Source organism: Fusobacterium perfoetens, assembly GCF_021531595.1.
Taxonomy (GTDB): Bacteria; Fusobacteriota; Fusobacteriia; order Fusobacteriales; family Fusobacteriaceae; genus Fusobacterium_B.
Genome location: NZ_JADYUD010000007.1, coordinates 35,243 through 56,781, shown reverse-complemented (window position 1 = coordinate 56,781; position 21,539 = coordinate 35,243). Strand labels below are relative to the sequence as shown.

Here is a 21,539-nt window from a genome sequence, read left to right as displayed (position 1 = left end):
AATTCGTAGAGTATTTCTGGAGGAAAAATGAATAAAGAGAGACTGTTGGAAATAATTTCAAATTTTAGAAAAGTAAATGTGGCTGTTATCGGAGATTTGATGATTGATGACTATATAATAGGAAGTGTAGAAAGAATATCTCCTGAAGCTCCAGTGCCTGTTGTTTCTGTAAAAGAAGAAAGATTTGTTTTAGGAGGAGCAGGAAATGTAATCAATAACCTAGCTACTTTAGGTGTAAAAACTTATTGTTATGGAGTAATTGGTGATGATATTGATGGAGACAGACTTAAAAAATCTTTAAAACTTTTAGGAGTAAATACAGACGGACTTATAAGAAGTGAAGACAGACCTACAATAGTAAAAAGAAGAATACTTGGTGGAAATCAACAGCTTCTTAGAATAGACTGGGAAGATCCTACAAATATAAATGGAATTCTTGAAGAAACTATTTTAAGTAATTTAAGAAAAAATATAGATAATATAGATGCCATAATTCTTTCTGATTATGATAAAGGAGTTCTTACAGAAAGAGTGGCTAAAGAAGCTATAAAAATAGCAAGAAAATATGGAAAAATAGTAACAGTAGATCCAAAGCCTTCAAATATTATGAACTATGTAAAAGCTTCTTCAATGACTCCTAATAAAAAAGAAGCTCTTGAATGTGCAAAACTTCCTAAAGGAACAGATATAGATGTTGTAGGAACAACAATAAGAGAAAAATTACAGCTTGATAATCTTCTTTTAACAAGAAGTGAAGAGGGAGTAAGTCTTTACGATGAAAATGGAGTTGCAAATATTCCAACTTTTGCCAAAGAAGTTTATGATGTTACAGGTGCAGGGGATACTGTAATATCTGTTTATACTCTTGCAAAAGCAGCTGGAGCAAGCTGGACAGAAGCAGCAAGAATAGCAAATACAGCAGCAGGAGTTGTAGTTGGAAAAATAGGAACATCAACAGCAACAAAAGAAGAAATAGTAGATTTCTATAATGATATATATAAGGAATGGAACTAAGATGATAAGAATAGGAAATGGTTATGATGTTCATAAACTTGTAGAGGGAAGAAAACTTGTTTTAGGAGGAGTGGAAATTCCTCATATAAAGGGAGTTCTTGGACATTCAGATGGAGATGTTCTTATTCATGCTGTTATGGATGCAATTTTAGGAGCTCTTGCTCTTGGAGATATAGGAAAACATTTTCCAGATACAGATATGAAATATGAAGGAATAGACAGCAAAATTCTTTTAAAAAAAGTTTATGAACTTATGAGAGAAAAAGGATATAAAATAGGAAATCTTGATTCAATAATTGTAGCTCAGAAACCAAAGCTTAAAGATTACATTGAAGAGATGAGAAAAAAAATGGCTAAAATTCTTCACACAGATATTGAAAATGTAAGTGTTAAAGCTACAACAGAAGAAAAATTAGGATTTACAGGAAATGAAGAAGGAATAAAATCATATTGTGTGGTTTTGCTTAATAAGATTTAATTAAAATAAGGACTGGTGCATATTAACATAAAATTTGCAGCAGTCTTTTTTATAAAATAATTTTTAAGAGGTAATTTGTGAAAAAAAGATTGTTAATAATAGAAGATGAAAAAAATTTAATGCAGGTATTATATGATTCACTTTCAGATGAGTTTGAAATAATAAAAGCTTTTGACGGAGAAGAAGGAATTGAAAAATTTTATAATGCAGGAGCAGATCTTGTTCTCTTAGATATAAATCTTCCTAAAGTTACAGGCTGGGATATATGTAAAGAAATAAGAAAAAATTCAAATATTCCTGTTATTATAATGACTGCAAGAGATTCAGATGCAGATGAATACAATGGTTTAAGTATAGGAGCAGATGATTATATAACAAAACCTTTTAATCTTAAGATTCTTACTCTTAAAATAAAAAAGCTTTTGAAGATAGATAACAATAGTATATATAAATATGATAAGTTTTCTTTTGATTCAAAAAAAGGAGAACTTATTTTAGAAAATAAAAGCATTGAGCTTACAAGAAGAGAGATACAATTTTTAGAATATATGTTTAAGAATAAAGGAATAATTTTTTCAAGGGAACAACTTTTAAATGAAGTATGGGGATTTGATTTTGATGGAGATGATAGAGCTGTAGATACTCTTGTAAGAAGAGTTCGTAAAAAGATGGGAAGCTATGAATTTCTTTTAAAAACAGTAAGAGGAATGGGGTATGTGTTAGATGAAAATAAAAATTAATCTTTTCAGAAAAATCTTTTTATTCTCTATATTTCTTATTATTTTTACAATATCTGTAAGTTATATTCTAAGCATATTTGCAGCAGATTCTTTTTATATAAACAGAAGAAAAAGTGAGATTATAAAAATAAAAGATAATATAAAAAATTTTTCAGATAATGAATATGCCCTTGAAGAATATATAGAAAATGTAAAAGATAAAGAGGGAATAAATATATATATTGAGAATTCAATGAAACCAGAGTCTCATCATAAAAAAAGCAGAAGCAGATACAGAAAAGTAGAAAATGGATTTCATATAATTTCAATGCAAAATAATATAATTCTTTTAGTCTATAAAGAAAATATTTCAAAAAATGAAATAGTTTTTATTACAACATCCCTTTCTGTAATGAGCAGTCATAGACATGAAGTATATCTTCTTAATTTAATAACTCTTGTTGTTGCACTTGGAATAAGTGCTTTTATAAGCAGAATTTTTGCTAAGAGAATAACTGATAATATAGGGGCTCTTAACAGAGCAGCCAAAAAAATAGCAGAGTTAGATTTTTCTGAGAAATCTAACATTAATACAAGTGATGAGCTTAAAGATTTAAGTAGAAGTATAAATATAATGGCTGACAGTATATCGTCCTCTATAGAGGGGCTTAATAATTTTGTTTCCAATGCTTCTCATGAGTTAAAAACTCCAATTGCTGTAATTGATACACATGCTCAGCTTCTTCTTACTGGAAAAATTACAGAGGAGCAAGAAAGAAAAAATTATTACAGGGTAATTTTAAAAGAAAGCAGATATATGAATACTCTTGTAAAAGATCTTCTGCTTATTTCAAAGCTTTCTTCAGCTGATACAAAACTTTCTGAAGAAAAATTTGAATTGCATGAAGTTATAAGAAAAAGCATTGAGCAATTTGAATTTTTGGAACTTAAAAAAGATATAGAATGGGAAATAGATATTGATGAAAAAGAAGTGACAGCAAATAAAAAACTTATAGAAATAGTTTTTAATAACATTATACAAAATGCTCTAAAATATTCTCCTGAAAATTCAAAAATAAAAATTTATAGAGAAGGGAATAACATTGTAATAGAAAATCCAATGTATATTAAAGAAATAGAAAAGACAGATAAATTATTTGAGCCTTTTTTCAGAGGAAATAATGGAACTGAGAAAGGAATAGAAGGAAGTGGTTTAGGACTTTCTCTTATTAAAAGAATTTTATCTCTTCATTCATTTGAGTATGGAATAAAAATAAAAAATAATAAATTTATTTTTTATTTTGACATATTCAGGTAACAAATTAGCAGTATAATTTCTTTACAAAAGGAAGAGAGTAAAGGAGTGATTAATATGAAAAGATTATTAATAGGAAGTTTAATGTTACTTGCAGTAGGAACAACAGCTTTTGCAGGGATACATCATAGAAGAGAAGAACCAAGGGAATGGCATAGACATCATTATTCAAAGAATATAGAAAGAGCTGATAACTGCAGAAGAAGTTTTGAATTTAGAAAGATGGAAATTTCTATTGATGAAAAAAGACTTGAAATAAGAAAAGAACTTTTAAATGATAAACCTGACTGGAATAAAGTTCAGAAGCTTAATGATGACATAGCTTTGGAAAGATCTAAATATAAAACAGATTTAATGAGAGAAAGATTTGAAAGACAGACAAGAAGAATGGAATCTCCACTAAACTCAGAAGCTCTTATAAGATAAAAATAATTAAAAGGGGTTGTTGCAGATTTATAAAAATAAAATTTTATTTTTATAGATTAGAAAATGCAACAGCTCCTTTTTTATATTTTTTGAAATTATTTTTTTACATATTTTTTACATTAAATTAATATTTATCTTACAAACTGAGAGTAAAATTGAAAAAAATAAAAAGAATGAAAAAATAAGGGGTAGAAAATGAATTTAAGAAAAATCGTAGATAAATGTATGAAATATTGTATATTTTTAATCGGCGGATTTAATGTTGTAATAGTTTTTCTTATATTTTTATTTATATTGACAAATAGCATGAAAGCTTTTGAAGATGTATCGTTATCAAAGTTTTTCTTAGGAAGAGAATGGATTTCTCTTTCAGAAAAATATGGACTTCTTCCTTTGCTATCAGGTTCTTTCCGTGTAACTTTAGTAGCACTTGGAATATCTGTTCCTATAAGTATTATGAGTGCAGTATACATGGCAGAATATGCAAATAAAAAAACAAGAGATATTTTTAAACTTCTTATAGAAACAATGTCTGCACTTCCTTCAGTTGTACTTGGATATATAGGGCTTTATGTATTATCAGCATTAGTAAAAAATATATTTAATCTTAATACAGGGCTTACAGCTCTTACAGGAGGAATACTTCTTTCTTTTATGGCTATTCCAACTATGGTAAGTATATCAGATGATGCTATAAGGGCACTTGATCCTTCATATAAAGAAGCTTCTCTTGCAATGGGAGCGAATAAATTGGAAACAGTTGTAAAAATAATACTTCCAGCAGCGTTTCCTGGAATTTTTGCAGGGATAATGCTTGGGTTTGGAAGAATAATAGGTGAAACAATAACGGTTTTAATGGTAACAGGAAATGCTCCTATTTTAGGAGGAGGAATTCTTTCTCCAGTAAGAACTCTTACAGCAACAATAGCTGCAGAAATGGGGGAAGTTGTAAATGGCAGCACACATTATTATGTACTTTTTGCAGTTGGACTTGTACTTTTCGGAATAAGTTTTATAACAAATACAATAGCAGATTATTTTATAAATAAATCAAGAAAGATAATGAGAAAATAAGGAGCATGAAAATGAGTTTATTAAAAGGAACAGGAGCAAAAGTAATAGAGGGAATTATTAAAGGTGTTGGGTATCTTTCAGTTTTACCTGTTGTCTGCATAGTGATTTATATAATATTTAAAGGAGTTCCTTCAATATCGTGGGAATTTTTAGCAACAAACCCTACTGATGGAATGAGAGCAGGAGGAATACTTCCTGCAATAATTGGAAGTATTTATCTTACAATAGGAACAATAGCAGTTTCAGTTCCTTTTGGTATTCTTACAGGAATATTTCTAGTTGAATATTCTAAAGATAATATAATAAGAAGAGTAATAAATCTTACAATAGTAAATCTGGCAGGAATACCAAGTATCATATATGGACTTTTTGGAATGTCATTGTTTGTAATTTTCTTACAATTTGGTTCATCAATTCTTTCAGGGGCTCTTACCCTTGGAATAATGTGTCTTCCTGTAATAATAACAGCAACAAGGGAAGCACTTCTTGCAATACCTAAAGATTTAAGGGAAGCTTCTTTAGCTTTAGGGGCAACAAAATGGGAAACAACATGGAAAATAATTCTTCCAACAGCTCTTCCAGGAATTCTTACAGGAATTATTTTAAGTATATCAAGAGCTGCTGGAGAAACAGCACCTATAATGTTTACAGTAGTAGCATTTTATCTGCCTTTCCTTCCAGAATCTGTATGGGATCAGGTAATGGCTCTTCCATATCATCTTTATGTAATTGCAACACAAGTTCCTAATATGCCTGATAAGATAATGAATGGAACAGTTCTTGTAATAGTTGTTCTTACAGTAGGATTTAACTTGCTTGGTGCAGTTTTAAGAAAAAAATTCAGCAGTAAATAATTTGAGTAAATATATATTTAAGTTTTTTAAGGAGGATAAATGGAAAATACAATAAGACTTAAGGTCAATAACTTTAACTTTTATTATGATAAGTTTCAGGCTCTTAAGGATATAAACATGGAGATACAAGAAAATAAAGTAACGGCTCTTATAGGTCCTTCAGGATGTGGGAAATCAACATTCTTAAGATCTATAAACAGGATGAATGACCTTATTGAAGGTGTAAGATATGAAGGTGTAATAGAGTTTGATGGAAAAAATATTTTTAATCCAGATAATGATATAGTTGAATTGAGAAAAAAAATAGGAATGGTTTTCCAAAAGCCAAATCCATTCCCTAAAACAATATATGAAAATATTGTTTATGGTCCTAAACTTCACGGAGAAAAAGATAAAAAAGTTCTTGATGAAATAGTAATAAATAGTTTAAAGGCAGTAGCTTTATGGGATGAAGTAAAGGATAAACTTCATCAGTCAGCACTTGGACTTTCAGGAGGACAGCAACAAAGACTTTGCATTGCAAGGGCAATAGCAGTAAAACCAGAAATACTTCTTATGGACGAACCTACATCAGCTCTTGATCCTATTTCAACTTTAAAAATAGAAGAACTTATAAGAGAACTTCAGAAAGATTATACTATAATAATAGTTACACATAATATGCAGCAAGCTGCAAGAATTTCAGATTTTACAGGATTTTTCTATCAAGGAAAACTAGAAGAGTTTGATAAAACAGATATAATTTTTACTAAGCCTAACAAGAAAAAAACAGAAGATTATATAACAGGTAAATTTGGATAGAATATAAAAAGTTTTGAAAAAATATGATAGAATAAAAATGAGGAGTGATAAAATGAGAAATCTTCACGAAAGTATCAATGGAATAACAGAACATTATATAGAACTTTGTAAAAATGTAGATAGACTTTTTAGAATAAATATGGAAATGTTAAAAAAAGATAGTTTTGACAGATCTCTTTATGGGGAAGCAAAGCTTGTTGAAGATATGATAAATGCTTTTGATGTAAAAATAAAAGAAACATCAATAATGTCAATAGCAAGATTTCAACCTGCTGCAGGAGATTTAAGAGCTCTTATAACATTTATAGAATCAAGTAAAATGCTTGAAAGAATGGGAGATCTTCTTCTTGATACTCTAGTCTTAATGAGAAAAATAGAAAAAAAAGAAGGAAATATGGAAAGAGATTTTGGAATTCTTGAAAATTTTCTTATAAAAATAGATGATATATTCCAAAAATATATGGAAGCTTTTATAGAAAAAGATGAGAAAAAAGCTTATGTTCTTCTTGGAATGGATGAAGAAATTAATGAAATAAGAGGAGAGATAGATTCTATTATCGGAAGCCAAATGAAAGAAGAATCAAAAAATATTGATGCAGGAATTCTTATGCTTCTTATTAACAAAAAGTATGAAAGAGTTTCAGATAAAATAACACAACTTGCTATGAGTTCAATTTATAATTTCAGTGGAGAAAATATGAGAGTAGTTGAACTTCTTGAGAGAGAAAAACATAAAAGTGAGGAAAAGGAAGAGGCAGAAGAATAGAAAAACTGGGAGGATACAATGAGAGTTTTAATAGTAGAAGATGATATGGAAATACAACAGCTGGTAAGTTATTTTTTTAAAAAAGAAAATTATGAAGTTCAGACAGCTGGTGACGGACTTGAAGGATTAAAAGCAGTGAAAAGCTTTAAACCTGATCTTATTGTATTAGATATTATGCTCCCAAGTCTTGATGGAAAAAATTTTACAAGTATAGTAAGAGATATGTCTGCTGAATATGGAGATCCTGTAATAATAATGCTTACAGCAAAAACAGAAATAGAAGATGTTCTTGAAGGTCTTCAGTTAGGAGCAGATGACTATATGAAAAAGCCTTTTGATCCAAGAGAACTTGTTCTTCGTGCAAGAAAATTCTTAGAAGGAAAAAATGTTGGAAAATCTGGAAGATATAGTTTTAAACAGGTTGTTGTAGATGAAAAAAGGCGTATTGTAAAAGATGGAGAGGAAGAGGTAGAACTTTCTAAAAAAGAATTTGATCTTCTTCTTTTGCTTATAAAAAATCAGGGAATAGTCTTATCAAGAGAGAAAATCCTTGACAGAGTATGGGAGTCAAATTATTACACTGGAGACAGATCAGTTGATATTTATATTTCAAAATTAAGAGAAAAAGTTAAAAGTATTGCTGAAAACATTAAAACAGTGAAGGGGGTCGGGTACAAATTAGAAGAAAAGAGATAATTGCCCTGATTTTTATTTTGTTCCTGGAAGTTCTTTTTGTAAATACATACATGGGCAAAATATCAGAATTATATGGTGATGCTGCAAAAAGAACACTTAAAGAAGATGCTCTTATGGTTAAAGAGCTTACAAATGGATATACTAAATCAAACTTTCAGGATATGTTTGGTAATGTAAAGAAAAGATTTACTCTTATAGATGCACAGGGAAATATTCTTTATGACTCTGAAAGATATACAAAAGAAGATGAAATGGCAAATCACAGAAACAGAGAGGAAGTAAAGGAAGCTTTTGAAACAGGTGAAGGATTTGCTATAAGAAAAAGTAAGACATTAAGACAAAATATGGCTTATTATGGTCTTCTTAATGAAAATAGCGAAGGAGAAAAAACTGTAATCAGAACATCAATAAGTTATGATGAAGAGATAAAAGATTTAAGAACTCTTCTTGTAACACAGATATTTTTCTTTATAATTTTAAATATTGCAATTTATATATGCTATAAAAATTATTTAAAAAGAGATTTGTTTAAAAAAATTGAAAGTATGAGAGAAGCTCTTGAAAGTGGAGATGAAATAAAAACAATCTATGCTAAAGGAGATGTCTGGCTTGTAAAATTCTGGAAAGTTGTAAGAGATTGGCAGAAAGAAAATCTTAAAAATATAAGAAAACTTAATGAAGAAAAAACAAGACTTAAAAGAGTTATATCAGCTGTAGATCTTTCAATAATTCTTGCAGATGAAGAATCTAAAATAATTATGAAGAACAATGCTCTTGGTTATCTTTATGTAAATGGAAAATTGGATTCTATTTATAAAAAAGTTAAATACATTGAGATACTTAATGTTATAAATAAAGGAATGAAAACAAAAGAAAATATAAAAGAAGAAATATTTATTTCAAAACTTAAAAAATATCTTCTTGTAACAGTTAAATATCTTGAATTTAAAAAAGAATTTTTGATTACAATAAAAGATATTACAAGAAGCAGAGAGCTTGGAGAAATACAGAAAAACTTTATAGCAAATGTAAGTCATGAATTAAAAACACCTCTTACAAATATAAAGGGATATTTAATTGCTCTTGAAGATGCACCTCAGGAACTTCAGAAAAACTTTCTTGATATAATAAGAAGTAATGTTGAAAAACTAGAAAATATAACAATGGATTTCTTAAATATATCTAAAATAGAAAGTTCTAAAATAATAAACCTTGCTCCAGTTCCTTTTGAAAGAGTAAAAGATGAAGTTGAAAAAATTCTTAATGGCAAAGTAAAAAAATCAGGAGCTGTTATAGAATATAATCTTGATTTAAAAGATGAAAATAACTATATGAATATAGATTTTGAAAAAACAGTGACAGTTTTAAAAAATCTTATTGAAAATGGAATAATATATAATAACAAAGTTCCTCATATTACTGTTTCAATAAAGGAAGAAGATGATAGATACAGAGTATCTGTTAAAGATAATGGAATAGGTTTTCCAGAACAGGAAAAAGATAATATCTTTGAAAGATTCTATAGAATTGATAAAGCTAGAACAAGCAATGTTGCTGGAACAGGTTTAGGACTTTCAATAGTAAAAGAAACTGTGGATATTTGTGGTGGAAAAATAGAAGTATTTTCATCTGAAAATGAGGGTTCAGAATTTATTTTTACACTTCTTAAATAAAAAATTATATAAAAGAATTATAAAGTGTCGGAAAGTTAATCTTTTCGGCATTTTTTTATTTTAAAAAATATATTTAATGTCTATGCTCAAAAATAAAAAGTTTTATAAAAATATAAAATGTAATATATATGAAAAAATATTATAAAAAAAATACAAAAATAAAAAAATATAAATTGACAGAAAAATATTTTTTTGGTATGCTATATTTAAAGATAAAAATACTATTTTATTAAAAATAAAACAGCAATTATTTTTTTAAATTTAGAATATGGTTGAATGAATAGGAGGTAGGAACATGCTTTTTAAAACTACTGAGGCCCATGAGGCTCTTCGTGCAAGAGTAAGAGAATTTGCAGAAAATGAGGTAAAACCGATTGCGTTTATGCTTGATCAAAATAATGAATTTCCTTCAGAGGCAATAAAAAAACTTGGAGAAATGGATTTAATGGGAATTCCATATCCTAAAGAGTATGGAGGAGCAGGACTTGATGCTTTAAGTTATGCAATAGCAGTTGAAGAACTTTCAAGAGTAGATGGAGGAACAGGAGTTATTTTATCAGCTCATGTATCTCTTGGATCATATCCTATAATGGCTTTTGGAACAGAAGAACAAAAGAAAAAATATCTTGTACCTTTAGCTAAAGGAGAAAAAATAGGAGCATTTGGACTTACAGAACCAAATGCAGGAAGTGATGCAGGAGGAACAGAGACAACAGCAGTTCTTCAGGGAGATCACTATATTCTTAATGGAGAAAAAATATTTATAACAAATGCCCCTAAGGCAGATACATATATTATATTTGCAGTAACAACACCAGATATAGGAACAAAAGGAATAAGTGCTTTCATAGTTGAAAAAGGATGGGAAGGATTTACATTTGGAGATCATTATGACAAACTTGGAATCCGTTCATCATCAACAGCACAGCTTTTATTCAATGATGTAAAAGTTCCTAAAGAAAATCTTCTTGGAAAAGAGGGAGAAGGATTTAAAATTGCTATGGCAACTCTTGATGGAGGAAGAATAGGAATTGCTTCTCAGGCTTTAGGAATTGCTCAGGGAGCTTATGAACATGCTCTTGAATATGCAAAAGAAAGAATTCAGTTTGGAAAACCTATAGCACATCAGCAAATTATATCTTTCAAACTTGCTGATATGGCAACAAAATTAAGAGCAGCAAGATTTTTAGTTTATAGTGCTGCAGAACTTAAAGAACATCATGAACCTTATGGAATGGAATCAGCAATGGCAAAACAGTATGCTTCAGATATATGTCTTGAAGTTGTAAATGATGCTCTTCAAATTTTTGGTGGTACTGGATACCTTAAAGGAATGGAAGTAGAAAGAGCATACAGAGATGCTAAAATCTGTACTATCTATGAAGGAACAAACGAAATTCAAAGAGTGGTTATAGCAGCTCATATTATAGGTAAGATTGCAAAAGAAGGAGGAAGTTCTAAAAAGAAAGGTCCTATTGCAGGTCTTAGAAAGAAAATGATTTTAAAAGAAGGAACAGTAGAAGAAAGAGTAAAAACTTTAGTTGATGCTCTTAAAGCTGATGGATATGATTTTACTGTTGGAATAGATTTAGATACTCCTATTACAAAAGCTGACCGTGTTGTAAGTGCTGGAAGAGGAGTAGGTAAAAAGGAAAATATGGAACTTATTAAAAATCTTGCAGTACAGGCAGGAGCAGCAGTAGGTTCATCTCGTCCTGTAGCAGAAGAATGGAAATATGTCCCTTTAAACCGTTATGTTGGAATGTCAGGACAAAAGTTTAATGGAAACCTATATATAGCTTGTGGAATTTCAGGTGCAGGACAGCACTTAAAAGGAATAAAAGATGCAACAACAATAGTAGCAATAAACAGCAATGCAAATGCTCCTATATTTAAGAATGCAGATTATGGAATAGTTGGAACAATAGAGGAAGTACTTCCTGTTTTAACAGCAGCACTTGATAATGGTGAACCTAAAAAAGAAGCACCTCCTATGAAAAAAATGAAAAAACCTTTCATTAAAAAATCAGCTCCAAGCTACAAGATTCATGTGTGCAGTGGTTGTGGATATGAATATGACCAAGAAATTGGAGATCCTGAAAATGAAATTAAACCTGGAACAACTTTTGAAAAACTTCCTGAAGAATGGATTTGTCCATTATGTGGAGAATCAAAAGATGAATTTATTGAAGTTTAATAAATAAGGCAGAGGAGGATTGAATATTATGCATTGTGTGAGAAAAGTAACAGAAGATTTATACTGGGTTGGTGCTAATGATCATCGTTTAAATCTTTTTGAAAATATACACCCTATTTCTCGTGGGGTATCATATAACTCTTATCTTTTAATGGATAAAAAGACAGTATTATTTGATACTGTAGACTGGTCTGTATGCCGTCAGTTCTTAGAAAATGTCAAAGCAGTTCTTGACGGAAGAAATTTAGATTATCTTGTAATAAATCATATGGAGCCAGATCATGCTGCATCTATAGAAGAGATACTTCTTCGTTATCCTAAGGTAAAAGTAATCAGCACTGAAAAAGCTTTTATGCTTATGCATCAATTTGGATTTGATGTTGAAGAGAGAAAAGAAGTTGTTAAAGAAGGAGATGTGAAATCTTTTGGAAAACATACTGTAACTTTTGTATCTGCACCTATGGTTCACTGGCCTGAAGCTATGGTTACATTTGATACTACAAATGGAGTTCTTTTTGCAGCAGATGCTTTTGGATCTTTTGGAGCTCTTGATGGAAAACTATTTAATGATGAAGTTAATTTTGACAGAGACTGGATAGATGAAGCAAGAAGATACTATACAAATATAGTTGGAAAATATGGGCCACATGTACAAGCTCTTCTTAAAAAAGCAGCAGGTATAGATATTAAAATAATTTGTCCTTTACATGGTCCAGTATGGCGTTCAAATCTTGGATATTTTATAGATAAGTATGATAAATGGAGTAGATATGAACCTGAAGAAAAAGGGGTAATGATAGTTTATGCTTCTATGTATGGAAATACAGAGAGTGCAGCAACAGTTCTTGCTTCAAAACTTGTAGAAAAAGGTATTACAAATGTTGTTATGTATGATGTTTCAAATACTCATGTATCACAGCTTATATCAGAAACATTCAAGTACAGTCATATAGTTTTGGCATCAGTAACATATAATCTTGGAATTTATCCATTAATGCACAATTATTTAATGGATATGAAGGCTTTAAATGTACAGAACCGTACAGTGGCTATTGTGGAGAATGGTTCATGGGCATGTAAGTCTGGAGATTTAATGGCAGAGTTTTTAGATGATATGAAACAAATGTCAGTTTTAAATGAAAGACTTACAATGGTATCTTCTCTAAATGAAGAGAAAATTGATGAGATGGATGTTCTTGTTGATGGAATTATTGAATCAATGAAAGATTAAGAATATAAAAAAAGAGGACTTATAAAAAGTCCTCTTTTTTATATTGAAAACATATATTTGTTTACAATTTTTTGGACTTAATATAAAATATAATTTAAATAATTAAAATAATTGTTTAAGTTCATATTTTTATAATTATTATTTATGTGTAAAATAATATTTTAAGATGAGGATAGAAAATAAAAAAATTCTAATTGATTTAGAAAAATTGTATTTTAGAACAAAAAACTGTTTTTAAACAGAGAAAAAAATAGTTACCTGTAATATATAAAAAAAGAAACATGGGGTGTAAAATAATAAATATTAAAACTAAAAGAACTTTAATAGAACAAAATAGTTATAAAGATAATAATATTGGGAGGGAATTATATGAAACAAGGTTCACCAAAAGTTTTAAAAATGGATGTATATCCTGTTGCTGGTTATGACAGTGCTTTGCTTACATTAAGTGGATGTCATTCTCCATATTTTACAAGAAATATAGTTGTTTTAGAAGACGAAACAGGGAATAAAGGTATTGGAGAGATTCATGGTGGAGAAGCTATAACTGAAATGCTTGAAAGTTATAAGCCAATGGTAATAGGTGCAGAAATAGCAGATTATAGAAAAGTAATTACTGATATAAGAGCAAATGGACAAAAAGCAAAAGGAGATACAGGAGAAGGATTACAAGGATTAAATATAAGCAATTTAAAATTTGTTGTTCAAGCAGAAGCAGCAATAGAATGTGCAATGCTTGATTTATTAGGAAAGTTTTTAAATAAACCTATGGCAGCTCTTCTTGGTGATGGAGGAATCCAAAGAAGAGAAGTTCCTTTCTTGGGATATTTATTTTATATAGCAGATCCTAAAAAAATAGATATGCCTTATTTAATTGAAACAGATTGTAAAGATTCTTGGGAAAAAATAAGAAGACAAGAAACTTTAACACCAGAAGGAATAGTAGAACAAGCTAAAGCTTTATATGAAAGATATGGATTTAAAGATTTTAAATTAAAAGGTGGAGTATTAAAAGGAGAAGAAGAAATGAAAGCGGTAGAAGCTCTTCATAAAGCTTTTCCTGAAGCAAGGGTAAATATAGATCCAAATGGAGCATGGTCTTTAGAAGAAGCAATAAGATTATGTAAAGATAAACATGGTGTAGTTGCTTATATGGAAGATCCTTGTGGACCTGAAGCTGGATTCTCAAGTAGAGAAATTATGAGTGAATTTAAAACTGCTACAAATTTAAAAGTTGCAACTAATATGATTGCTACTAACTGGAGACAGTTCTATCATGCAGCTTCAGAAAGATCAGTTGATATAATTCTTGCAGATCCTCATTTCTGGACATTAAATGGAAGTGTAAGAATGGCTTATTTATTAAAAGACTGGGGATTAACATGGGGATCTCATTCAAACAATCACTTTGATATAACACTAGCAACATTTGCACAAGTTGCAGCAGCAGCTCCTGGAAATATAACTCCAGTGGATACTCATTACATCTGGCAAGATGGACAGGGAATAACAAAAAATCCTCCTGTAATAAAAAATGGAGTAATAGAAATAACTGATAAACCTGGTTTAGGTGTGGAAATAGATATGGAAAAATTATTAAAAGCTCATGAACTATATAAAACAATGCCTGCACAATTTAGAACTCGTGATGATGCTTTAGCAATGCAATATTTGATAAAAGATTGGAAATATGATTCTAAAAAACCTTGTATGGTTAGATAGTAAGGAGGAGATTTATGAATCAAAAAAAATTAAATTGGCATAATAATGATACAATATTAGGAATTATAATATTAATCTTTGGAATTTTTTATGGATTAGCAACTCTGCAAATTCCAGGAACTAAATCACAATTATTTGACTCAAGATTTGTTCCTGTTCTTCTGACAGTATTCATACTGCTTATAGGTATACTTGAACTTGGAAGAGGATTACAAAAACCTATTGAAGAAAATAAAGCAAAAAAAGAATTTGACACTAAGACAGTTATTTTTACTTTTGCATTAATTATTTTATATATCCTTTTATATTCTATTTTAGGATTTATTGTAAGCACATTTTTATTTCTGTTATTGGAAATGAATGTTTTGACTCCAAATTATGCTAAGAGAAATCAGGTGTTATATGTAATAATATCTCTTGCATTCTCTTTTGGAATCTATTATCTATTCTATTATGGATTTACTATCTTTTTACCAACAGGAATATTATATATGCTTTAGGAGGGAATATAAATGATTGAATTATTTGTTTCAGGATTATTGACAGCATTAAATCCATTTACTTTAATATTAATGTTCATCGGTACAGCTGTAGGTATAGTTTTCGGAGCTGTTCCTGGATTATCAACTGTTATGGGGCTTGTTTTAGGATTACCATTTACTTATACAATGTCTCCAGCAGTCGGAATATGTTTTTTAATTTCTCTTTACATAGGGGGAACTTCAGGAGGTCTTATTTCAGCTATTTTAATTGGAATACCTGGGACACCTGCTTCAATAGCAACTTGTTTTGATGGATTACCAATGAAAAACAAAGGATTTGCTATGAAAGCTCTAGGGCTTGGAGTTGTGTTCAGTTTTATAGGAACAGTATTCAGCACATTAGCACTTGTTTTTGTTTCACCACTTCTTGCTAAAATAGCTTTACAGTTTGGACCACATGAATATTTTGCAATTTCAATATTTGCAATAATTTTAATAACAACTTTATCAGGAAGTACTTTACCAAAAGCTTTCTTTGCAACATTTATGGGAATGGCTTTTGCAACAGTGGGATTATCACCAACAGATGCAGTAAAAAGATTTACTTTTGATAACCCACAATTAGTAGGAGGGTTTAATACCTTAACAGTTCTTATTGGATTATTCGCTATTACAGAAATTATAGTAACAGCAGAAAATATAAAATATTCTCAACAGCAGGAAAAAATCACAATAAATACGAAAGTAAAAGGATTTGGTTTTTCTATACATGAGTTCTTTGCACAAAAATGGAATGCATTTGTTTCAGCAGTTATAGGTACATTAATAGGTATTTTACCAGGAATAGGAGGTTCTACTTCAAACTTAATAGCATACAATGTTATAAAAAGCAGATCTAAATATCCTGAAAAATATGGAACAGGTATACCAGATGGAATAGTTGCTTCAGAAACTTCTAATAATGCTTCAGTAGGAGGAGCGATGATTCCTTTACTTACTCTAGGAATACCAGGAGATGGAGCAACAGCAGTTCTTTTAGGAGCATTTATGGTTCATGGAATTACTCCAGGTCCATTACTATTTAAAAATAATGCTTCTTTAGTATTTGCAATATTTGCTGCAATGTTTATAGGTGCATTTTTAATGTTGATAGTAGAATTTTTCGGACTTAGAATTTTTGCTCATGTGCTAAGAGTTCCTAAACATATACTTCTTCCAGTAGTAATAGTATTTACAACTGTTGGTGCTTTTGCTCTTGCTAGCAGAACATTTGATGTTGTTGCAATTTTAGTATTTGGAATATTAGGATATATATTTGCTAAATTTAAAGTACCTCAATCACCATTTATTATTGGATTTATTCTAGGAAAAATGACAGAAGAAAATCTAAGAAGAGGTTTAATTTTATCAAATAATAATATTTTAAATTTCTTTGGAAGACCAATAGCATGTATTTTCTTAGTAGCCACTATAGCTTATCTACTATATTTATTAGTAAAATATTTTAAAGAATCAAAAAAAGTTGCTCAAATATAAATAAGTATAAAAGTCTTTAATTAAAATAGATGGAGGTTATTTTATGAAAAAAGGATTAGGAAAACTATTACTAGTAGGAACTATCTTAACAGGAATACTTACAGGGTGTGGTGGAGAAAAGAAAGCAGAAGAAAGTGTAAAAGACAGCTGGCCAAAAAGACCTATGGAAGTTGTGCTTCATGCTTCAGCAGGTGGAGATACAGACTTTAATGCAAGAACTTTCGGAGAATTCTTTGAAAAAGAAACAGGAAAACCATTTGTTGTAACTAATATGCCAGGAGCTTCTGGTTTAGCAGCAACAGAAAATATTAAAAATACTCCTGCAAATGGATATAAAGCACTATTTACACACTCAGGACCAATGGTAGTTAACTATGTTTCAGGTGTAGCAGAATATGACTTTAAAGAATTTGATGTTTCTTGTATTCCAGCAATAGATGGAGGAACAGTATTAGTAGCAAGTAAACAATCAGGAATTACTTCTTTAAAAGATTTAATGGATAAAAGTAAGGCAGCTCCAGAAACTGTTATATACGGAACAGAATTTGGAGGATACTCACACCTTCAAGTATTAATGCTTCAAGATAAAACTCAAATAAAATTAAAATTAGCTGATATTGGATCAACAGCAGATAAAGTAACAAACCTTCTAGGAGGAAGAATTGCACTAGCTTCTATTGCTTACGGAAGTGTAAAAGATTATATTAAAAATGGGGATATGATAGCTCTTGCACAGTACAATGATGAAAGAAACCCTAACTTAGGAGATATTCCTACATTTAAGGAACAAGGAGTAGAATTATCAATGGATAATCCTTATATAATTGCTTTCCCTAAAGGAACAGATCCTGAAATTGTTAAGAAAATGAGTGATATAGCAGTTAAAGTTGCAGCAAATCCAGAATATGCAGAAAAATTAAAAAATGGATTCAGCCAAGAAGCAAAAGTTTTAGAAACTGAAGATGCAAAAGCATATTTACAAAAAGTAGAAGATACTTATTTACAATATAAAGATCAACTAAGAAGTTCTACTAAATAAATTTAGGTATTGATATCAAGAGGCTGCTACAAATTAATGATTTTTATTATTAATTTGTAGCAGTTATTTTTTTTTTGAATAAAGATAAAATTTTTTTGATTATATTAAAAAATAATAAAAATAGGTCTTAAATTTAATAAATTCAAGACCTATAAAATATTTAGTTATATAATTAAGTAAAGAAAAATTTTTATACAGATTAGAAAAGCTAAGAATATTATAATAAAATTTTTACTTTTATCATGAAACTATTTTAAAAATTTATATAAATTTAATCCAACTTCTTTATTAAGTTCTCTTTCAATTTTTCCATCTATTACAGAAATGATAAATTCTCCAGTAGCAGATATATAACATTCATTTAAATGTCCACCTAAGACATTCATATTTTTATCACAAACATTTATATGACAGTGAAGATAACATTTTCCATTCAAAGTAGAAATATTTCCAACAAGGGAAGTGATTTCCATAGGACCTGTCAAAGTAGTTTTATTATATATTTTTTCTTCAGTATAAAATAATCCTAAAACAACTTTATTAGTTGCTCCAAGACCTGTTATGCTTCCAAGTTTTATATCTTCTTTTTCACAGACTTCTTTTAATTTTTGAAGAACTTCTTCACCTTTATCAAGTCTTACAATACAATAATTATCAAATCTTTGAAATTCCATAAGCATTCCTCCTATATAAAACTAAGTTATCAACTATAGTATAAAAGAAGAATCTTTATTTGTAAAATTGGAAAAATTAAGAAAGGTATAAGTTATATTAAGACTATTTTATTTTTATAAGATTTTATTACTATAATATTTTTTCGCAAGTTCTATAAAAGCTTTAGCAGGTTTTGAAAGATAACTGTCTTTTTTATAACTTATAACTACATCCCAAGAAGGAAAATCTTTTAATCTGAAAGAAGATAACTTTTTATTTTCAGATTTTGCATAATAATGTGGAACAATAGCACAGCATAAATTAAATTCTACAGCTCTTACGATACTGCTTGTATAAGTCGTTTCAAAAAGTATTTTTGGTTCAAAACCTGCATTTTTAAAAATTTCATCAATAATATCTCTGTTTGTTGACTTTTTATTTATAAACACAAAAGGTTCTTCCTTTAAGTCAAAAAGATTAACAGGTTCTTTTATAAGATTTGAGTTTATAAAAGGATATTTTCTAGGAGTAATTAAGACCATTTCTTCAGAATATAGAACTATATAATTATCTTTTGTTCTTTGCCCTTTAGATAATGTCATAAAGCCTAAATCTAATTCACCTTTTTCTATTTTTTTTTGTTGTTCATATACAGGCATTTCTATTGGTTCAATTATGACATTTGGATAGAGTTTTTGAAATTCAGAAAAAATTGATGTGAAGAGTTCAAATCCTCTTTCTGCAGTAAGTCCTATAGTGAGTTTTCTTTTATGTTGTTCTATGCAATCATAAATTTGATTGTATGTATTTTTTTGTATTTCTAAAATTTTTTTGGCATTTTCAATATAGATTTTCCCGACTTCAGTAAGACGCCAGTCAGTTCTTGAACGATGAAAAAGTTGAGTTCCTAATTCTTTTTCTAGTTTTAAAAGTTGCTGATTTAGTGCAGATTGGGAAATGAAAAGTTTTTCAGCAGCATGAGTGATATTTTTTTCTTTTGCAATTTCTACAATATATTCCAGCTGTTTTAAATCCATCTTTATCCTCTTTTTTTTATTTTTTATTAAATTATAATTTATCTGTAGACTATAAATCAATATCTTTCTTAAAAAAATAAGAAAAATTAAGACTGTTATTAAAAAAAAGAATTTTACTTAATAGAATTATTAAAATAAAATGATATTATAAAAATAAAAAAGTTTTGAGTAAAATTTATTATGTTTCTTCCAAAGATTTATTGGATTAGGAATCTGGGTATTAATATTATTATCAATAGCTTATGCTGTATATGATAATCATAAATTTAAAGAAAAATAATCTTAACATTAAAAGGTGAGAAAATGAAAACAGTATCATGTATAAAAATAAAAGATATAGACAATGTAGCAGTTGCTGTAGATGAAATAAAAGCTGGTACAGTTGTTATGAATGATATTACAGCATTAGATGATATTCCTCAAGCACATAAAATAGCTCTATGTGATATTCCTGAAGGAAAACCTATTATAAGATATGGTGTAGTTTTAGGATATGCTATGAGAGATATTAAAAAAGGTCAGTGGATAAATGAAAAAATGTTAATTCTTCCAACACCACCTTCAGTTGATAATATGGAATTTGGAACCAATATTGTAACAGAACTTCCAGAACCTCCTGTAACAACATGGGAAGGATATAGAAATCCCAATGGAGGATATGCAGGGACAAGAAATATTTTAGGAATAAGTACAACAGTACAATGTGTAACAGGAGTTTTAAATGTAGCTGTTGAAAAAATAAAAAAAGAACTTCTTCCAAAATATCCTAATGTTGATGGAGTAGTGGCAATAAATCATGCTTATGGGTGTGGTGTAGCAATAAATGCTCCTGAAGCAAAAATACCTATAAGAATACTTCGTAATTTATCTAAGCATCCAAATTTTGGCGGACAAATGATGGTTGTGGGATTAGGTTGTGAAAAATTCACTGTAGATATGCTTTGTGATGAAAAAGATATTACTCCTGACAATGTAATAATACTTCAAGAGAAAAAAGGCTTTGCCGATATGATAGATTCTATTATGGAAATGGCTGATAAAAAATTAGCAATTCTTAATGAAAGAAAAAGAGAAGTTCTTCCTCTTTCAGATTTGCTAATCGGAATGCAGTGTGGAGGAAGTGATGCTTTTTCAGGTGTAACTGCTAATCCATCAGCAGGATATGCTGCAGATATGCTTGTTAAAGGTGGAGCTACAGTAATGTTTTCAGAAGTGACAGAAGTAAGAGATGGTATACATATTATAGGTGAGCGTTGTACAAATAAAGAAGTAGGGGAAAAGCTTGCTTCTGAAATGAGATGGTATGATAAGTATTTAGAAGAAGGAGAAGTAGACAGAAGTGCTAATCCAACTCCTGGAAATAAAAAGGGAGGACTTGCAAATATAGTTGAAAAAGCAATGGGTTCTATAGCAAAATCAGGAACATCTCCTATTGTAGAGGTATTGTCTCCAGGAGAAAAACCTACAAAACATGGACTTATTTATGCAGCTACTCCTGCAAGTGATATTGTATGTGGGCCATGTCAGCTTGCATCAGGAATAGGTCTTCAAGTTTTTATGACAGGAAGAGGAACTCCTTATGGACTTGCAGTAGCTCCTGTAATAAAAGTATGTTCAAGAAATGACATGAAAAATCAATGGTTTGATTTGATTGATATTAATGCAGGACCTATAGCTACAGGAGAAGCAACAATAAAAGATATTGGAACATTATTATTTAAAGAAATCATAGATGTAGCAAGTGGAAGAAAACAAAGTTTTGCCGAAAAATATAAGCTTTACAACGACTTCTGCATTTTTAATCCAGCACCTATTACTTAATAAA

20 protein-coding genes are annotated in these 21,539 nt (G+C 29.4%); 18 read left to right on the top strand and 2 right to left on the bottom strand.

The features are described from left to right. Nucleotides 1-27: 27 nt before the first annotated feature. From rfaE1 to I6E17_RS05430, 17 genes are all read left to right on the top strand, one after another. A complete protein-coding gene (gene rfaE1, locus I6E17_RS05510; RefSeq protein WP_176828829.1) occupies nucleotides 28-1,014 on the top strand; it encodes a D-glycero-beta-D-manno-heptose-7-phosphate kinase in 987 nt (328 codons plus the stop codon). Nucleotide 1,015: 1 nt separating this feature from the next. Beyond that, complete coding sequence (gene ispF, locus I6E17_RS05505; protein WP_235236130.1) at nucleotides 1,016-1,492, top strand: 2-C-methyl-D-erythritol 2,4-cyclodiphosphate synthase; 477 nt, start codon at nucleotides 1,016-1,018, stop codon at nucleotides 1,490-1,492. A gap of 77 nt (nucleotides 1,493-1,569) precedes the next feature. Beyond that, complete coding sequence (locus I6E17_RS05500) at nucleotides 1,570-2,232, top strand: response regulator transcription factor (RefSeq protein ID WP_176828828.1); 663 nt, start codon at nucleotides 1,570-1,572, stop codon at nucleotides 2,230-2,232. Beyond that, the gene (locus I6E17_RS05495) at nucleotides 2,216-3,529 is read left to right on the top strand and encodes a sensor histidine kinase (protein WP_176828827.1); all 1,314 of its coding nucleotides are present in this window, start codon (nucleotides 2,216-2,218) and stop codon (nucleotides 3,527-3,529) included. The genes I6E17_RS05500 and I6E17_RS05495 overlap by 17 nt, the downstream gene beginning before the upstream one ends. 54 nt (nucleotides 3,530-3,583) lie before the next feature. After that, on the top strand, nucleotides 3,584-3,952 hold the full coding sequence (locus I6E17_RS05490) for a hypothetical protein (RefSeq protein WP_235236091.1): 369 nt from the start codon (nucleotides 3,584-3,586) through the stop codon (nucleotides 3,950-3,952). 195 nt (nucleotides 3,953-4,147) lie between these two features. Continuing rightward, a complete protein-coding gene (gene pstC, locus I6E17_RS05485; protein ID WP_235236090.1) occupies nucleotides 4,148-5,026 on the top strand; it encodes a phosphate ABC transporter permease subunit PstC in 879 nt (292 codons plus the stop codon). Nucleotides 5,027-5,037: 11 nt separating this feature from the next. Then, nucleotides 5,038-5,880: a phosphate ABC transporter permease PstA gene (pstA, locus tag I6E17_RS05480; RefSeq protein ID WP_235236089.1), complete on the top strand. Its 843-nt coding sequence runs from the start codon at nucleotides 5,038-5,040 to the stop codon at nucleotides 5,878-5,880. A gap of 39 nt (nucleotides 5,881-5,919) precedes the next feature. Further along, on the top strand, nucleotides 5,920-6,681 hold the full coding sequence (pstB, locus tag I6E17_RS05475; protein ID WP_176828824.1) for a phosphate ABC transporter ATP-binding protein PstB: 762 nt from the start codon (nucleotides 5,920-5,922) through the stop codon (nucleotides 6,679-6,681). Nucleotides 6,682-6,733: 52 nt separating this feature from the next. After that, nucleotides 6,734-7,447, top strand: coding sequence for a PhoU domain-containing protein (locus I6E17_RS05470; protein WP_176828823.1), 714 nt, complete (start codon nucleotides 6,734-6,736; stop codon nucleotides 7,445-7,447). An 18-nt stretch (nucleotides 7,448-7,465) separates the two neighbouring features. Then, a complete protein-coding gene (locus tag I6E17_RS05465) occupies nucleotides 7,466-8,143 on the top strand; it encodes a response regulator transcription factor (RefSeq protein ID WP_176828822.1) in 678 nt (225 codons plus the stop codon). Between the two features lie 50 nt (nucleotides 8,144-8,193). After that, complete coding sequence (locus I6E17_RS05460) at nucleotides 8,194-9,816, top strand: sensor histidine kinase (protein WP_235236087.1); 1,623 nt, start codon at nucleotides 8,194-8,196, stop codon at nucleotides 9,814-9,816. A gap of 295 nt (nucleotides 9,817-10,111) precedes the next feature. Further along, complete coding sequence (locus I6E17_RS05455; RefSeq protein WP_235236085.1) at nucleotides 10,112-12,013, top strand: acyl-CoA dehydrogenase family protein; 1,902 nt, start codon at nucleotides 10,112-10,114, stop codon at nucleotides 12,011-12,013. A 28-nt stretch (nucleotides 12,014-12,041) separates the two neighbouring features. Next, entirely contained in the window at nucleotides 12,042-13,244 is a 1,203-nt protein-coding gene (locus I6E17_RS05450; RefSeq protein WP_176828819.1) for an FprA family A-type flavoprotein, read from the top strand. A 369-nt stretch (nucleotides 13,245-13,613) separates the two neighbouring features. Further along, nucleotides 13,614-14,966: a glucarate dehydratase family protein gene (locus tag I6E17_RS05445; protein ID WP_235236083.1), complete on the top strand. Its 1,353-nt coding sequence runs from the start codon at nucleotides 13,614-13,616 to the stop codon at nucleotides 14,964-14,966. Between the two features lie 14 nt (nucleotides 14,967-14,980). Continuing rightward, on the top strand, nucleotides 14,981-15,466 hold the full coding sequence (locus I6E17_RS05440; protein WP_235236081.1) for a tripartite tricarboxylate transporter TctB family protein: 486 nt from the start codon (nucleotides 14,981-14,983) through the stop codon (nucleotides 15,464-15,466). Between the two features lie 12 nt (nucleotides 15,467-15,478). Further along, nucleotides 15,479-16,984: a tripartite tricarboxylate transporter permease gene (locus I6E17_RS05435; protein WP_235236079.1), complete on the top strand. Its 1,506-nt coding sequence runs from the start codon at nucleotides 15,479-15,481 to the stop codon at nucleotides 16,982-16,984. Nucleotides 16,985-17,027: 43 nt separating this feature from the next. After that, complete coding sequence (locus tag I6E17_RS05430) at nucleotides 17,028-18,023, top strand: tripartite tricarboxylate transporter substrate binding protein (RefSeq protein WP_235236077.1); 996 nt, start codon at nucleotides 17,028-17,030, stop codon at nucleotides 18,021-18,023. 248 nt (nucleotides 18,024-18,271) lie between these two features. On the opposite strand, the gene I6E17_RS05425 is transcribed toward I6E17_RS05430, so the two are convergent. Both I6E17_RS05425 and I6E17_RS05420 read right to left on the bottom strand, forming a co-directional pair. Beyond that, nucleotides 18,272-18,697 carry a PPC domain-containing DNA-binding protein gene (locus I6E17_RS05425; protein WP_235236075.1) on the bottom strand — a complete coding sequence of 142 codons (426 nt, stop codon included), beginning with the start codon at nucleotides 18,695-18,697 and terminating at the stop codon, nucleotides 18,272-18,274. Between the two features lie 114 nt (nucleotides 18,698-18,811). Then, on the bottom strand, nucleotides 18,812-19,714 hold the full coding sequence (locus tag I6E17_RS05420; protein ID WP_235236073.1) for a LysR family transcriptional regulator: 903 nt from the start codon (nucleotides 19,712-19,714) through the stop codon (nucleotides 18,812-18,814). 303 nt (nucleotides 19,715-20,017) lie between these two features. On the opposite strand from I6E17_RS05420, the gene garD reads away from it, so the two are divergent. Continuing rightward, on the top strand, nucleotides 20,018-21,535 hold the full coding sequence (gene garD, locus I6E17_RS05415; protein WP_235236071.1) for a galactarate dehydratase: 1,518 nt from the start codon (nucleotides 20,018-20,020) through the stop codon (nucleotides 21,533-21,535). Nucleotides 21,536-21,539: the final 4 nt, after the last annotated feature.